This window comes from Mesorhizobium sp. LMG17149 (assembly GCF_024518695.1).
GTDB lineage: Bacteria > Pseudomonadota > Alphaproteobacteria > Rhizobiales > Rhizobiaceae > Mesorhizobium.
Map to the genome: position 1 here is coordinate 321,298 of NZ_JANIFL010000006.1, position 16,153 is coordinate 337,450.

At 65.5% G+C, this 16,153-nt stretch carries 4 protein-coding genes; 2 read left to right on the forward strand and 2 right to left on the reverse strand.

Annotated elements, in window-relative coordinates; all coding sequences use genetic code 11:
* Positions 1–58 precede the first annotated feature (58 nt).
* Positions 59–2,149 (reverse strand): penicillin-binding protein 1C, encoded by a 2,091-nt coding sequence (gene pbpC, locus NP945_RS16435; RefSeq protein ID WP_256746939.1) that lies wholly within the window; start codon positions 2,147–2,149, stop codon positions 59–61.
* Positions 2,150–2,361: 212 nt separating this feature from the next.
* On the reverse strand, positions 2,362–7,860 hold the full coding sequence (locus NP945_RS16440) for an alpha-2-macroglobulin family protein (protein ID WP_256746940.1): 5,499 nt from the start codon (positions 7,858–7,860) through the stop codon (positions 2,362–2,364).
* A gap of 272 nt (positions 7,861–8,132) precedes the next feature.
* On the opposite strand from NP945_RS16440, the gene NP945_RS16445 reads away from it, so the two are divergent.
* Positions 8,133–10,061, forward strand: a complete 1,929-nt coding sequence (locus NP945_RS16445) for an autotransporter assembly complex family protein (protein WP_256746941.1) — start codon at positions 8,133–8,135, stop codon at positions 10,059–10,061.
* 3 nt (positions 10,062–10,064) lie between these two features.
* A complete protein-coding gene (locus NP945_RS16450) occupies positions 10,065–16,118 on the forward strand; it encodes a translocation/assembly module TamB domain-containing protein (RefSeq protein ID WP_256746942.1) in 6,054 nt (2,017 codons plus the stop codon).
* Positions 16,119–16,153 lie beyond the last annotated feature (35 nt).

Genomic DNA, 16,153 nt, shown 5'->3' on the forward strand with positions numbered 1-16,153 from the left:
GCAAGTGTCTGCTATCCTCTGCCTTGGAAAGCTAAGCCTATGAATCGCTTGCAGCCGTCTATTCGACAAACACCTTCACACTCGCCGCACGCCCTGCGGCGTCGATGACGGTCAGCGTCGAATAGCCGGCGCCGTCGGGCTGCCAGGTCGCGGTGCGGCGACGATCGATGCCTGCCAGCGGCTTGCCGTTGGCGAGCCAGCGGAACGGCGCACGGCCGCCTTGCAGCTTCAGCACCAGTTGCGAGGCGTCGGCCGAATTGGTGCCGAGATCGACGCGGGCGCCGTCGGGCGGGAAGATGATGGTCGGTGCGGGTTCGCTCACCGTCGCCTGCACCAGGCCGTCCGACCCGGCGCCGAAGCGGGCGAGCGTCACCGGCAGGTCCTCGCGTCTGGGGCTGAACATGCCGGGCGGTTTGCCCGGCAAGGGGACGGTGGCGAGGCCCGAGCGGACAAAACCCTCGAACAGAATGGGAGCGGCCGAGACATAGCCGGAAAGGCCGGGCACCGCGCCGGCATCCGGGCGACCTACCCATACGCCCAGCACATAGCGGCCGTCGAAGCCGACCGACCAGGCGTCGCGGTATCCATAGGACGTTCCGGTCTTGTAGGCGATGCCGCGCTGCAAGGCCCCCTCGGGCGGCTTGACGCCTGACAATATGTCGATGATCTGCCAGTTGGCCTGACCGTCGAGGATGGTGGCGCTGGTGCGCTCGGCATCGGCAGGCTCGGTGCCGTCATGCAGCGTGTGCGTCTTGCCGCCATTGGCGAGCCCTGTGTAGAGCTGGACGAGGTCGCGCAATGTCACCCCGACGCCGCCAAGACCGATGGCCAGGCCCGGGGCTTCGTTGACCGGCAGTATGGGGCTGACGCCGGCCTGGCGGAAGCGCGCCATCAGCCGCGTTGGCCCGACCGCGTCGAGCACGCGGATCGCCGGCACATTGAGCGACAATTGTAGCGCTTGCCGGATGCTGACATCGCCCTGGTAGCCCATGTCGAAATTCTTCGGCCGGTAGCCGGAGAAATCGACGGGGCTGTCGTCGATCAGCGTTTCCTGCGCCACCAGGCCCTGTTCGAAGGCCAAACCGTAGATGAAGGGCTTTAGCGTCGAGCCTGGCGAGCGGACGATCTTTGTCATGTCGATCCAGCCGGAGCGGCTTGCGTCGAAGAAATTGGCCGAGCCGACTTCGCCAAGGATGTCGCCGGTGCGGGAGTCGGCCAGCACCATAGCGACCGACAGGCGGGGGCCGAGCTTGGTGGCCGCGTCCCTCGCCACCTGTTCCAGCCCCTCCTGGACGCTCTTGCGGATCGTCAGCTGCAAGGGCTGGCCGGGGACGGCCTTGGGCAACATCGCATAGGCGGCGTGCGCGGCGAGCGCCGGCAGCGTGCGGCGCAGGTCCGAGACATCGTCGAGGGAGGCCCGTGCGGCCTCGCGCTCGCCGAGCAGGCGGGAGGAGACCATTCGGGTCAGCACCCGGTCGCGGGCGGCGTGGGCGATCTTCAAATTGCGGTCGGGCCGGCGCTTTTCCGGCAGTTGCGGCAGAGCGACGAGCAGGGCGGCCTCGGAAACGGTGAGCCGTTTCGGCTCCTTGCCGAAATAGGCGAGCGAGGCGGCGCGCACGCCTTCCAGATTGCCGCCATAAGGCGCCAGCGTCAGGTAGCGTTCGAGGATCTCGCGTTTCGACAGCCGCCGCTCTATCTGGATGGCGCGCAGCATCTGCTTGACCTTGGAGCCGAGGCTGCGGCTTTCGCGCGGCTCGATCAGCCGGGCAAGCTGCATCGAAAGCGTCGAGCCGCCGGAGACGATGCGGCCGCTGGTGGCGAACTGGCCGGCGGCGCGGGCCAGCGCCAGCACGTCGACACCTTCATGGTCCCAGAAACGCTTGTCTTCGTAGGTGACCAGCATGTCGACGAACTGCTTGTCGACCTGGTCGAGGCGGGTTTCGAGCCGCCAGTAGCCGTCCGGCGTGGCGAAGGCGCGCAACAATTCGCCGTCGCGGTCCTGGACTTCGGTGGAGACCGTGAGTTCGGCTGGAAGCGGGGGTGGGAAGGCACGGTCGAGCGCCCAGAGGGTGGTGGCGGCAATTGCGGTGAGTCCAATGAGGGAGGCTCCTGCAACGGCCGTGCGACGAAGGAACTTCTTGGAAAGCATGGCGCCGCCCCTCATCCGGCTGCCGCCACCTTCTCCCGGTATAGTGACGGGGAGAAGGGTGCTGTCATGGCCGTTGGCGCTTTTCCCGCAACGTTCAAAGTTGGCGAAAGCTTTGTTGCAGGCCTCTTTCTCCCCGTCACTATACGGGGAGAAATGCCCGGCAGGGCAATGAGGGGCAGCACAAGCCTCACTTTCATGTTCGCCAAGGCGCCTTACGGCGCCTTGACCTCCATCATGCCGGTGGCGGTGCGGGCCGAATATTGCGGCCGGTACATGTCCTCCACCGTTGCCGCCGGGTGCGCATAGGTACCAGGCGTCACCGCGCGCACGACATAGGCGAGCGTCAGATTGTGGTCATGATCGCCGTCGGCCGGGTTGAACGCCGCGACGAAACGGTCGTCGCGGAATTCGAGATGAGCCGCATCGGTCTGCGCCAGCCACGAGAAGTTCGTCAACTGGGCACTGGACACCAGGCCGGGATTGTCGATCTCGAAGCCGGCCGGCAACAGGTCGGTGACCAGCAGGCGCGACGGCCATTTGTTCTGCTCGTTGACCTTGAGCACGACGACATAGCGTTCGTTCTGCGTCGCCTCGGTGACATTGGCCTCGGTGCCGTCGAGCTTGTAGTAGGTGCGGCTGATGGTGAAGCCGTCGCCGCCGGCCGGCAAGGGCTGGACCGGCGACGCCACGGTGGTGACGACGGCCTGCAGCGGGGTCTTGCCGGTGTTGGCGATGGTCAGCGGGCTGTCGGCCAGGTCAGAGCCTTCCACCTGGTTGGAGTAGCCGCCGGAATGCGCCGCGCCATTGACGGCCAGCGTGATCGTATCATTGCCCTCCTTCAGCGCGCGGGCCGCCAGCAGCATCCAGGATTCGTCCTGGGTGCTGGTCCAGCGGGCTTCCGCGCGTTCCCTGGTCACCAGCTTGATCAGTTCCGGCACGATTGTCGGCACCGGCTTGGATTCCGCCGCCAGCGCCAGCATCGCTGCGCCATCACGCAGCCGCGAACCGTAGTCGGAGCGGTAGTAGTCGTAGTCGGTGGTGGACTTTGCCAACTGCAAGGCGGTCTTGAAGGTGGCTTCGGCGCGCGGTGTATCGCCGTAGAGCGCCAGGCTTGCCGCCAGCTGGGCAACGGCCATCGGGCTTGAGAAAGCTTCGAGTTGGGTATCCGCATAGTAGCGCAGGTCGCCGATCGAGGCCTTCTTGTTGCGGGCCAGAACGTAGAGGGCGTAGGCGATCTCGCTGCCACGGTCCTGCACGCTCTGGTCGTAGCCGAGCGAGTTCTGCAAATTGCTCAGCGCCTGGTTCATGGCCAGGCTCGGCACGTCGTATTTCTGCTCGCGCGCCCTGGTCAGGAAGTCGGTGACATAGGAATCAAGCCACAGATCGCCGGAGCCCGGACCCCACAGGCCGAAGCTGCCGCCCGAGGCCTGATAGCTCAGAACCTTATAGATGGCGTCCTGGATGCGGCCATGGATATCGGGATCGCTGGCCATGCCGACGCCGGAAGCCAACTCATTGACGTAGAGAAGCGGCATGGCGCGGCTGGTGGTCTGCTCGGCGCAACCATAGGGGTAGCGGTCGAGCGTCATCAGCAGCGACGGCACGTCGAAGGCGGCGGCCTGCGAAACGCCGACACTGACGGAGGCGCCGTTGAGCAGGCTGGCTGCCAGCAGTTCCTTGTCGACGCGCAGCGCGCCGCCATTGCCCTTGAGGTCGACCACCAGCCGGGTGGTCACCGGCAATTGCGCCGGGCGCACCGGCACATAGAGCGTCTGCTCGACCTTGGTGCCGTCGGCATGGGCAAGCTTGACGGTGAGCGAGGCATTGCCGGCCGTCTGAGCGATCAGCGGCACGGTCAGCGTCTGGCGCTTGCCCTGGGCGAGCGTCAGCTTCTGGGGCAGGGGCTTGTCGCCGGTCGACAGGTCACCCGTCGTTTCGATCGAGAACGCATAGTCGCCGGCCGGACCATCGGTGTCGGCGACGTCGAGGCGCATGACGGCGGCGTCACCAGGCGCCAGGAAGCGTGGCAGGCCAGCGGTGATCACGATGGGATCGCGCACGATGACATCGGACTGGGCGTGGCCGACCGCATCCTTGGTCCAGGCGACGGCCATGACGCGCACGGTGCCGTTGAACTGCGGGATGTCGAAGTCGACCCGCGCCTTGCCGCCGGCATCGAGTTCGACGACACCGGAGAAGAAGGCGACCAGTTTTTCGGTCGGCGGGTTGCCTTGCGCCTGCATGTTGGCGCCGTCGCCGCCGGTCCGGAGCTTGCCGGTATTGCCGAGCGAGCCGTCGATCAGGCGGCCGTATATGTCGCGGATTTCCATGCCCAGCATGCGCTGGCCGAAGAACCAGTTCTCCGGATCCGGCGCCTTGTAGTTGGTCAGGTTGAGGATGCCGACATCGACGGCGGCAACCATGACGTAGGCATTGCTTCCCGGCTGCACGCCGGCGACCGAAACCGGGATCGACAGCTGCTGGCGCGGCATGGTCTTGTCCGGCGGCGTCAAGGTGATGGCGAGCTTCTTCGAGCCCGGATCGACCTTCAGCCATTTCACGCCGATGGCGCGGGCCGGCATGCGCGTTTCCTGCGCATCGCCCGGCCGGAAAAGCGTTGCCGTGACATAGGCACCGGCACCCCAATCGTCGCCGACCGGTATGTCGACCGTGCTGCCGCCGGCCGGCACGGATGCCGTGACGGTCTTCAACAGTTTGTCGGAACCGATGTTGATCAGAAGTTCGCCGGCAAAGTGCGGCGAGACTTTCAGCTTGGCCACTTCGCCGGCGGCATAATTGTCCTTGTCGAGGGCGATTTCGAGACCGTCGGGCGTTTCGGTGGTGGTCGAGGAGACATACCAGCCGGCATCGAACTCGTAGCTTGTCGCCGGTCCCTCGGGATCCGATGTCTCGACCTCGAGGCGGTACTGACCCCAATCGACCGGCACGGAGACCGTCGCGTCGCCGTCGGCGCCAAGGTCGACCTGGCCGTTGGCGATCGACTTGGTGAAGGTGACAGGTTCGTAGTTCCAGGAATTGTTGGAGCGGTACCACTGGTAATTGCGTTCGACCTTGACCAGCGTCCACTGCGCGCCTTTCAGCGCCTCACGCTTGCCGTCGGGATCGACGGCGATCAGGCTGAACTTGGCGGTGCCGCCCTGGGGCACTTCATTGTCGGCGAAATCCGGACGAATGCCGATCATATGGCCTTGCGGGCGGATGCCGATGTTGAGCGAACGCTCGATGGCGCGGCCGCCGGTTTCGCGCATCCTCACCGTCACCTTGGCGTCGACCAGCTTGGTGGTCGAGGGCAGTTGGTCGACGGAGACCGGGAAGGTCACCTTGCCGTCATCGCCGACCACCGGCAGATCGGCGAGGGGAGTGACCGTGGGTTCGGCCGACTGCTCGTCGGCGAGACCGAAGGAAAAGCCCTGGAAGCGGTCCCAGTCGCGCGACGTCGACAGCGTCAGTTCGCCTTCCAGCGCCAGGCCCGCCGCCGGCGCGCCATAGAGGAAGCGGCCGTCAATGTCGATGTTGGCGGTTTCGCCCTGGGCGATTTCCTGCTTGTCGGCCTTCATGTCGAATTCGATGCGATCCGGCACGAAATCCTCGACCAGGAACATGTGGCTGGCCACGGCCGGCTGCTTGGGATCGGTGTATATCGACACCGACCAGGTGCCTCGCATGGCGTTGGGTTCGAGCGGCAGGTCGACGGCATGGCCACCGGCCGAAGCGCCGTCACTGACGATGCGGCGGCTTTCGACACCGTCGGGGCGCGAGAAGACGAAGGTCAACGGCAGGTTCTCGACCGCCTTGGCGGCGCCGTCGCGGGCAAGCGCCGCGACATGAACATCTTCGCCGGCGCGGTAGATGCCGCGTTCGGTCCAGGCATAGACGTCCAGCGCACCTGGCGCCGCGCGCCCGGTGACGCCGCGGTCGGACAGGTCGAAGCCGGCCCGGCCCATATCTAGAAAGACGAAATCATTGTCGCCCTGCTTGGCCATCAGCACGGCCGGCACCATGCCGCCGTCGCCGCGCGTCAGGCCGGGGTTGAAGACGGCATGGCCGTCGGCATCCGATGTCGCCGTGCCGAGAACCTCATTGTTCCTGGCAACCAGCGTCAGTTCGGCGCCGGCTATCGGCTTGGCGCTGCCCAGTGAACGCGCAAAGACGTTGAGCCCGTCCTGCCCCGTATAGGTCGACAGGCCGATGTCGGAGACGACGAACCATTGCGTGGCCATCGAATTGTAGTTGTCGCTCTTGTCGTTGACGGCCTGCGCGGTCAGCACGTAGACGCCGGGCTTGCGCTGCGGCACCGCCTCGTCGACCGGGAAGGAGGTGGTGACCTCCTTGTTGAGATCATTGGCGATGTCGAGCTGGCCTTGCCAGACCGGCGCGCCCATCTGCTCGGAAATGTTGGAGATGTCGTAGCCGTCGAGCTGGTGCAGGAACTGGTAGCCCGACAGAAGCTGGGCCAGCGAACGATCGCCGACGCGGTAGAGCTTCATTTCGGCGGCGTTCATGTTGACGGTAACGATCGGAATGCCGCGGCGCGCGCCGGCCGGCAGCACGAAGCTGTCACCGGTGAAGCGGGCCGACGGTGCGCGGTCCTGGACATAGATCGACAGCACCACGGGGGCCGCGGTCACTTCGCCGATTGCCGCCGGCAGGCCGGCGCGGAAGGTGACGTCGTAATGCTGACCATGCTCCAGCCCTTCGACGCAGATTTGCTTGTCCTTGGCCTCGACGCCCTTGGGTGGCGCGTTGTCGACGGTGACGAATTGCGCGTAATCGACGCCGGTCTTGACCAGATCCTCGGAGAATTGCGCGCAGATGCGCGGCGCGCTGGTGTCGGCGTCGATGGTGTGGTCGACAACGCGGAAACCCTTGCGCGCCTTGAGATCGGCATAGTCGGCCTGGACCGCCGGCGAAGGGTTCAGCGCAAGGCTGGCCTCATAGGCCTGCAGCGCCGGCCGGTAGAGATCGCGCTTGTCGAGCCCGTTGCCGAGCAGCGCCAGCACTTCGGCGCGCGTCTTGGTGGTGCGCAGCAATTTATAGGCATTGAAAGCGGCCGACGTGCCGTTCGCCGGCAAAGTGGAGGCTTCGGAGGTGCTGGCGGCGGGCTGAACGGCCAGCGTTTCACGCGCCAGGTTGAGCCAGAGCTGGCCATCATCGGGCAGCACCGAGACCGCGGCCTCGTATTTCAGCATGGCGGAGCGGTGATCCCCGGTCAGCACGGCCTGTTCGGCGGCGTTCAGCAAGGCAGCCATGCCTTCGGTCGGCTCGTCATAGGCCGGGCCGAGCAGCTTGTTGCGGTATTGCTGGGCCTGATCGGCCATCCAGTTGGGGAAGAAAGTGAGTTCCGGCGGCGCGCCGATATCAGGATCGCCGTCGATGTTGACGACCTTGCCCGCGACCGCGCCGTTGAAAGTTTTCAGCTGGTTGTAGTCGGATTTGAGGAAGCACCATTTGGCTTTTTTGTTGTAGGTGAAGGCGCGGCAGGCCGGGTCTCCCAGACATGTCGTCTTGCACTGGTCGATTGTCACATTCTGGTCGGACCTGAGATCAAAGCCGAAATAATCGGAATTGTCCGTTGTCGCGATCCGCCGGGCCTCGGCCGCTTGCGCGGCGCTGCTCCAGGCCAGGACATTGGCCCAGGCGAAAAACAGAAGAATCAGGATAGACAGACCACGAGCCGCGCGCATTGCCATAACACCCCTCCAGACACAGCTGACGTCCGGGCATGATCAAGCTTCAGTCAGGCTTGTCAACACGAGGACGCGGCAGGGTTCCGCCTGCCAACGGTTTCCTTTCCGGCCGATGACCGGTAGTACCTCCATAGGACAGGGGATCACGCTTTCTTGCGGCGACGCAAAAGGTGTGAATTCCAAGCCCGCCCTATTTCAGACAATTGGATTGTGGCCCCTTTACGAGCGCTTCAGAACTTCATTCCAATTTTAGTTTTGTAATCTAGGTTGTCTTAATGCCGGCGCATGAAGAGCAGATGTCAGGAGGTCGCGCGCCAGGGCGTGCGCTTCCGCGCGCCCTGCTGCTGGCCATGATGTGCTCGACCGTGCTCGTGGCCGAATCGCGGCCGGCGGCCGCTTTCGAGCTTTTCGGCATCAAGCTGTGGGGATCGTCCAGCGACGAGGATGCCGATATCGTCGATCCCCTGCGCTACGCCGTTACCATTTCCGTCCCCGACGCCGACAAGGATCTGGTCAAGAAGCTCGAAAATGCCTCGGCGCTGAAGAGTGACGAGGAGCGTCCGGTTTCCGGCTCGCTCGGGCTGATGGCCAAGGCGCGCAGCGACCGCGAACAGCTTGTCGCCGCGCTCTATGCCGATGCCCGCTACGAAGGCGTCGTCACCGTCACCATCGACGGCAAGCCGCTCGACGATTTGCCGCCGGATGCCGAATTCAAGGGGCCGCAGCCGGTTCCCGTGGTCATCGACATCGCCAGCGGGCCGAAATTCACCTTGGGCAATATCCACCTTGAGGGCGACGCGGCAGGGCTGATGAGCGCCGATTACGGCTTGATATCAGGCGGCGATGCGGGATCCGGCGCTGTGCTCAAGGCCGAGGCGCTGATCGTGCGGACGCTGAAGGAGCAAGGCAGGCCGCTGGCAGAGGTGACGGACCGGCGGATCGTCGCCGACCACGCTACTTCGACGCTGGACGTGACGCTGACGGTCGCCGCTGGGCCGGTCGCCGGCTATGGCGACACAACGGTGGAAGGCACCGAAAAGGTCGACCGCGACTTCACCGAATACATGACCGGCCTCAAGCGCGGCCGGCAGTACTCGCCGCAAGAGATCGATGACGCGCGCGACCGGCTGCTGGCGCTCGAGGTCTTCAACAGCGTGACGTTCAAGGAAGCCGACACGCTCGATGCCGACGGCAACATTCCGATCGGCGTCCAGGTCAGCGAGCGCAAGCCACGCTATTTCGGCGTCGGCGGCACCTTCTCCAACACCGAGGGGCTGGGCCTGGAAGGTTATTGGGGCCACCGAAATTTGTTCGGCCGGGCCGAGAAGCTGCGCATCGACGGCAAGATCAGTGGCATCGGCAGCAATGATCTCGGCGAGCTCAACTACAATGCCGGCATCATGTTCGAAAAGCCGGGCGTGATCGGGCCGGCATCGAAGTTCTTCGCCGGCGTCAAGACGGTACTCGAACATCCTGACGCCTATGACCATTTCTCGGTCAAGGGCAGCACCGGGCTGTCCTACGAGCTGACCAAGAAGCAGACGGTTTCCGCCGAGGTGGCGCTCGATTATTCCCGCATCCACGACGCTTTCGGCAAGCACAAATACCTGATCGCCAGCATTCCGCTGCAATATGTCTATGACAACCGGGACAACCGGCTGAACCCGACAAGCGGCTTCCGGGTGCTGGCCTATGCCGAGCCCAGCTACGACATTTTGAGCGGTGCGGCGTTCCTGAAGCTGAGGGGCGAAGGGTCGGCCTATCAGTCGCTGGATTCGGCTTCGAAGTTCGTGCTGGCCGAACGTGTCGCCATCGGTTCGATCGTCGGCACCAGCCTCGAACATGTGCCAGCCGACCGGCGCTTTTATTCCGGGGGCGGCGGTTCGGTGCGCGGCTATGCCTATCAGGGCATCGGACCCAAGGACTTCACCGGCCAGCCGATCGGCGGCCTGTCCTTCTTCGAAACCTCGGTCGAGATGCGCATCGCCATCACCGATACGATCGGCATCGTGCCGTTCGTCGACGCCGGCACCGTATCGACCAAATCAGCTCCCGATTTCTCCGATGTCAAGGTCGGCGCCGGCGTCGGGCTGCGCTATGTCACGCCGTTCGGGCCACTGCGCATCGATGCCGCCGTGCCGCTCAACCGTGATCCGGGTGACCCGCATTTCGGCATCTATGCCGGCATCGGACAGGCATTCTGAGCGATGAAAACAGTCTGGCGCATCCTCCGCATTGTTTTCTACACGCTGCTGATCGTGGTCGCTGGCGCCATCGGGGCGCTCGTGGTGCTGACCAAGACCGAGCGCGGCCGCGACAATCTCGCCGGCATCATTTCGCGGCTGGCTTCGAACGATGACCGCAAGATCACGGTCAGCGGCATAGACGGCATCTGGTCCGGAGCGCTCAGCGTCGACCATGTCGTGCTGGAGGACCGCGAGGGCGCCTGGCTGGTGGCGCGCAAGGTCGCCGTCGACTGGTCGCCGCTGGCGCTGCTGTCGAAAAACTTCAGCGCCGACCGTATCGCTGCCGAGCGTATTGAGCTGGCGCGATTGCCGGTGGCCAGCACGCAGCCAGCGCCGAGCGGGGGCACGACGACGCTGCCGGTTTCCATCGACATCAAGCAGATCGACCTGCCCGAGATCGCGCTTGGCCAGCAACTGGCCGGCAGCGGCATCGCCGAGCTTGCGGCCAAGGGATCGGTCAAGGCCGATGCCGCGCCACTGGCGGTCGAGACGGTGCTCAACATCACCCGTCATGACGGCAAGCAAGGGAATGTCGACGCCAAGATCCACTTTGCGCCGGCGGACAACCGGCTCGACCTCGACCTCAAGGCCTCGGAGCCGGCAGGCGGCATCATCGCCAACCTGCTCAAGCTGCCCGACACGCCGCCGGTCGACATAAATGTCTCGGGCACGGGGCCACTCGCCAATTGGAACGGCATCGGCACGTTCTCGGTCGACGGCAAGATCGTCACCCAGCTGACGGGTCGCCACCAACTGACCGACAAGGGCAATCATATCGAGGCCAAGGGCGACGGCGATTTCGCTCGCTTCCTGCCTGAGAATCTCAAGCCGCTGTTTGCCGGCAAGACCAGTTTCGACATTGCCGGCACCGCCACATCGGCCGGTGGCGTCAGTGTCGACCGCGCCAACATCGACAGCGATGCGGTCCACGGCACCGCGACCGGCATTGTCGATCCTGCCGGCGCCAGCGACCTCTCGGTCGAATTCGCCGCCAAGGGTCCACCCGTGGTGATCAGTGTCGGCAGCAAGGCGCAGCCGATCACGCTGGCGATCAGCAATGCCACCGCCCGGGCCTTCGGCGACGGCAAGGCGCCGATCATCGACATCGGCGCCTCCTTCGTCTCCATCGTCGCCGGTGGCACGCGGCTGGACGATCTGGCGGCCCAGATCCATTCCGACGGTTTTGACATTCAGAACCGCGCCGGGCCGGTCACCGTCAAGCTGCAGGCGGGCGGCCTCAAGACCGACGTGGCGACGCTGGCGCCGCTGATCACCGGCAAGATCGATGTCGATCTGGCCGGGTCGGTCAGCAAGGATGCCATTGCCATCGACCAGGGCACGCTGCGTTCCGACGCGCTCAACGCTTCGCTGACCGCGACGGTGGCGCTTGCCGACCTGTCGATGCAGCTGAAGATGAACGCGGATGCCGTGGCGACGGCCTTTCCGCCGCAGATCGCCTCGGTGCTCGGCGCTAGGGTGAAATTCTCGGCCAGCGCGGCCCGCGATCCGCAGGGATCCTTCGCCGCCAATTCGATCGAATTCACCTCCGGCACGCTCAGCGCCGCCGGCACGGCCAGCATGCAAGGCACCGACATCCAGGCCGACATCAAGGGCAAACTGGGCGACGTCTCGGTGCTGTCGCCGACGGTCGGCGTGCCGGTTGCCGGCGGTATCGACTTCGCGCTGTCGGCAAGCGGCGCTATGACGGCGCCGGATTTCACTGTTACCGCCGATAGCGACAGCCTGACGGCATCGGGCCGCACGGTGAAGAGCATCAAGCTGACGGCTAGCGGCAAGGCCGATATCACCAGTCCCGCCGCCAATGTCTCGCTGACCGGCTCCGTCGACGACCAGCCGCTCGATATCAAGGCAGCACTGGTGACGAGCGAAGGCAAGCGTTCGATCAACGGATTCCTGGTCTCGCTGGGCGACAACAAGGTCTCGGGCGATCTTGCGCTGGACGACAAGTATATGCCGCTGGGCACGCTGACGCTCGACGCGCCCGCCATCGACCAGTTGGCCGCACTGGCCGGCCAGGCGGTGACGGGCGACATCGACGGCATTATCCGCTTTGCCAAGGAGGGCGACGCGCCCTCCGTCGCGATCGATGCCAAGAGCACGTCGATCGCGCGTGGCGACGTGACGGCCAAGGCCATCACCGTCAATGCACTGATCGCCAATTATCTCAAGGCGCCGGCGATCGCGGGTTCAATCAAGGCCGACAGTGTCACCTCCGGAACCACCGAAATCGGCGGCATCGCCGTCGACCTGAAGCGCGACGGCGACTGGACCAATTTTACCGGTGGCGCGACCATAGCGGGCATTCCGGCGACCGCTGCCGGCCGGGTGAAGATCGCCGACGGCACGACGAGTGTCGAGATTGCCTCGGGCGAGGCGACGGTTCGCGGCATCAAGGCGGCAATCGCTCAGGCGTCGACACTGAGCATCGCCAACGGCACGGCCAGCATCGAGAAACTGGCGCTCGATGTCGGCGGCGGTTCGGTGACGCTGTCGGGCACTGCCGGTCAGACGCTCGACCTCGCGGCGGAATTTTCGGCACTGCCGGCGGCGCTCGCCAATGAATTTTCGCCCGGCCTCGATGCCGTGGGCACGCTCAGCGGCACGGCTGGTGTGACCGGACCGCCGGCCGCGCCCGATGTCCGCTTCAATGCGCAACTGGCCGGTATCGAAACCAGCCAGACCCGGCAGGCCGGGCTCGGGCCGCTCGCCGTCGATGCGGCCGGCAGCTACACCTTGGCCGGCGGCGTGATGCTCGATCAGGCGACGCTGATCGGCGACAAGATTTCCGGCAAGGCGACCGGCACCCTCAATCCGAACGGCGCCAGCGATTTTGCGCTCGATCTCATATCATCCGGCCCCAGCCTGCCCCTGACTGTCGGCAGCGCCGAGAGCCCGGTTAAAATCGAGATCCAGTCCTTGTCGGCAAAGGTGGCGGGCGAGAGCACGCGGGCCCGCCTGGATATCTCCGCGATCCTGCCCTCGATCGTCACCAGTCCGGCGAGGGTGGAGGGGCTTGCCCTGGCGTTGCACTCGGATGCGTTCGACCTCAAGAACCGTGCAGGGCCGGTTTCCGGCACAGTGTCGGTGGACAAGGTCGGTCTCGACAATCCGGTGATCGCGCCGCTGATCGCCGGCAAGGTCACGGCAGCGCTCAGCGGTCGGCTGACAGCCGATGCGGTTGCCATAGACAGCGGCTCGCTCAAGAGCGATGCGCTGAACAGCCAGGTCGCCGGCCAGGTCTCGCTGCGTGACGGTGCCATCGACCTCAATCTGAAGGCGGACGCCCCATCATCGGCCTTGCCGGCGGCGGCGCGCGGCATGCTTGGCGAGCGCGCTGAGATCAGCGCCACGCTGAAGCGCGACCCCAATGGCAGTATCAACATAGGCGGATTGAAGCTGACCTCGGGCGCGCTGACCGCCGACGGGCAAGCCAGCCTTGCCGACAACAAGGTCGCCGCCGACATCAAGGGCGCGCTGAGCGACATCTCGCTGCTGTCGAAAGACGCCAAGGGCGCCATCGCCTTTGCGTTGAACGCGCAGGGCCCGGCCGCGGCGCCCGACCTGTCGCTGACCATCGACAGCGACCGCCTTCTCGTGGCGTCGCGCGAGATCACCGGGCTGAAGCTGACCGCCACCGGCAAGGCCGATGCCGCCAATCCGGCGGCGAATGTGCAGCTGACCGGCAATGTCGCCGGCCAGGCGCTGCAAGGCAGCGCGGTGCTGGCGACGGCTGACGGCAAGAGCGCCATCAACGGCCTGCTGCTGTCGCTCGGCAAGAACAGGATTTCAGGCGATCTGGCGCTGGACGAGAAGTTCGTGCCGGTCGGCACCATCGCGCTCGAACTGCCCGATATCGGCCCGCTGGCGGCACTTGCCCTGGAGAAGGCCGAAGGCGACGTACGCGGCACGATCGCCTTTTCGAAGAACGGCAACGCGCCGCAGGTCGCCATCAAGGCGGCAACCGCGTCGATTACGCGGGGCGACCTGCAGGCGAAAGCCGTCTCGATCGATGCGCTTGTCGCCAACTATCTGGCGGCGCCCGTGATCTCCGGAAAGATCCGCGCCGACACCGTCATTTCGGGCGGCACCGTGATCAGCGGCATCGATGTCGACTTAAAGCGCGACGGCGACTGGACCGGTTTCTCTGGCGGCGCAACCGTCAAGGGCATTCCCGCACAGGCCGCTGGCCGCGTGAAAGTGGCCAACGGCACGACGACCATCGAGCTTGCCTCCGGCCAGGCGACCGTCCAGGGCATCAAGGCGGCCATCGCCCAAGCCTCGACCGTCAGCATCGCCAATGGCACGACGACGCTGGACAGGCTGGTGCTCAACCTTGGCGGTGGCACGGCGACGGTGACCGGCAAGGTCGGCACAGCGCTCGACATCAATGCAACGCTGGCGCGGGTGCCGATGTCGCTGGCCAACAGTTTCTCGCCGGGGCTCGACGCCGCCGGCTCGATTTCGGGCACGGTCAAGGTGACGGGCGCGCCGGCAAATCCCGCCATTGCCTTCAATCTCGACGCCGCCGGCGTGCAGACCTCACAGACCCGCGGTGCCGGTGTCGGTGCGGTCAGTATCTCCTCGTCGGGCACCTTCGGCGCCAACAAGCTGACCTTCAATGCCAATGTCGGCGATGGCGCCGGCCTTGGCCTCAAGGGTGGCGGCAGCGTGACGACGGCCGGCACGCCGGCACTGGCGCTCGACATCAATGGCGTTGTGCCGTTCGGCCTGCTCAGCCAGAAGCTTGCCGCGCAGGGCCTGTCGCTGTCTGGAACCGCTAATGTCAACGTGCAGGTGCGTGGTCCCGCTTCGTCGCCTGTCATCGGCGGCAGCGTTACCACCTCCGGTGCGCGCCTGGTCGATGCGCGTTCGGGCCTCGCCGTCAACGATCTCGCCGCCGATATCTCGATTGCCGGCGGCGTCGCCAGGATAAACCGGCTGACCGGAACGCTGTCGACGCGCGGCAGCCTGTCGGCCAGCGGCACGGTCGGCATCAACCCGGCGCAGGGTTTCCCGGCCGATTTGTCGATCAAGCTGGTCGACGGCCGCTATACGGACGGCAGGGTGGTGACCGCCAATCTCGGTGGCGACCTGACGATCAAGGGACCGCTGACCTCCGCACCGGTGATTGCCGGCACCGTCAATCTCGCCAAGACGGTGATCACCGTTCCGGACAAATTGCCGGGCTCGCTGGCGGCGCTCGACGTCAAGCACAAGAACGCGCCGGGTGCGGTCAAGGCACAGGACAAGGCGCTGCGGCCGCCGACGAGCAGCGGCAAGGGCGGCGGTAGCGGCCTTGCGCTCGATGTCACGGTCAACGCGCCGAACCAGATCTTCATCCAGGGCAGGGGCGTCGATGCCGAACTTGGCGGCTCGCTGAAGCTGACCGGCCCGGCCTCGTCGCCGCAAGCGGTCGGCACCTTCACCCTGCAGCGCGGACGGCTGTCGATCCTCGGCAAGCGGCTGACCTTCACCGAAGGCACGGTCGGATTTTCCGGCTCGCTGGTGCCCTATCTCAATTTGACGGCGACCACGACGACGACCGGCGCCACCGTCACCATCGTGGTGTCGGGCGAGGCGACCAATCCGAAGTTCACCTTCTCCTCGGTGCCGGCGCTGCCCGAGGACGAGGTGCTGGCGCAATTGATCTTCGGGCGCTCGATGTCGAACCTGTCGCCGCTCCAGATCGCCCAGTTGGCCGAGGCCGCCGGGCAATTGGCCGGCGTCGGCGGCTCGACGTCGCTGCTGGAAAACCTGCGCAGCGCCATTGGCGTCGACGATCTCGACGTCACCACCGACGACCAGGGCGGCACGGCGGTTTCGGCCGGCAAATACCTCAACGACCGCACCTATGTCACGATCCAGAAGGGTGACAAGCCGGGCTCGGGGAAGGCGACGATCGACCTCAATGTCGGGCGCGGCGTCAAGCTGCGCGGCGAGGCCAACGATGCCGGCGAAGCCAAGGGCGGCATCTTCTACGAGAAGGAATACTGATAGTTCGGCGGGACTTTTGGCCTCATGATGGATCG

Excerpts from the sequence above, each read along its gene's own strand:
- NP945_RS16450 (WP_256746942.1), top strand. The coding sequence starts at position 10,065 with ATGAAAACAGTCTGGCGCATCCTCCGCATTGTTTTCTACACGCTGCTG.
- pbpC (WP_256746939.1), bottom strand. The coding sequence starts at position 2,149 with ATGCTTTCCAAGAAGTTCCTTCGTCGCACGGCCGTTGCAGGAGCCTCC.
- NP945_RS16445 (WP_256746941.1), top strand. The coding sequence starts at position 8,133 with ATGCCGGCGCATGAAGAGCAGATGTCAGGAGGTCGCGCGCCAGGGCGT.
- NP945_RS16440 (WP_256746940.1), bottom strand. The coding sequence starts at position 7,860 with ATGGCAATGCGCGCGGCTCGTGGTCTGTCTATCCTGATTCTTCTGTTT.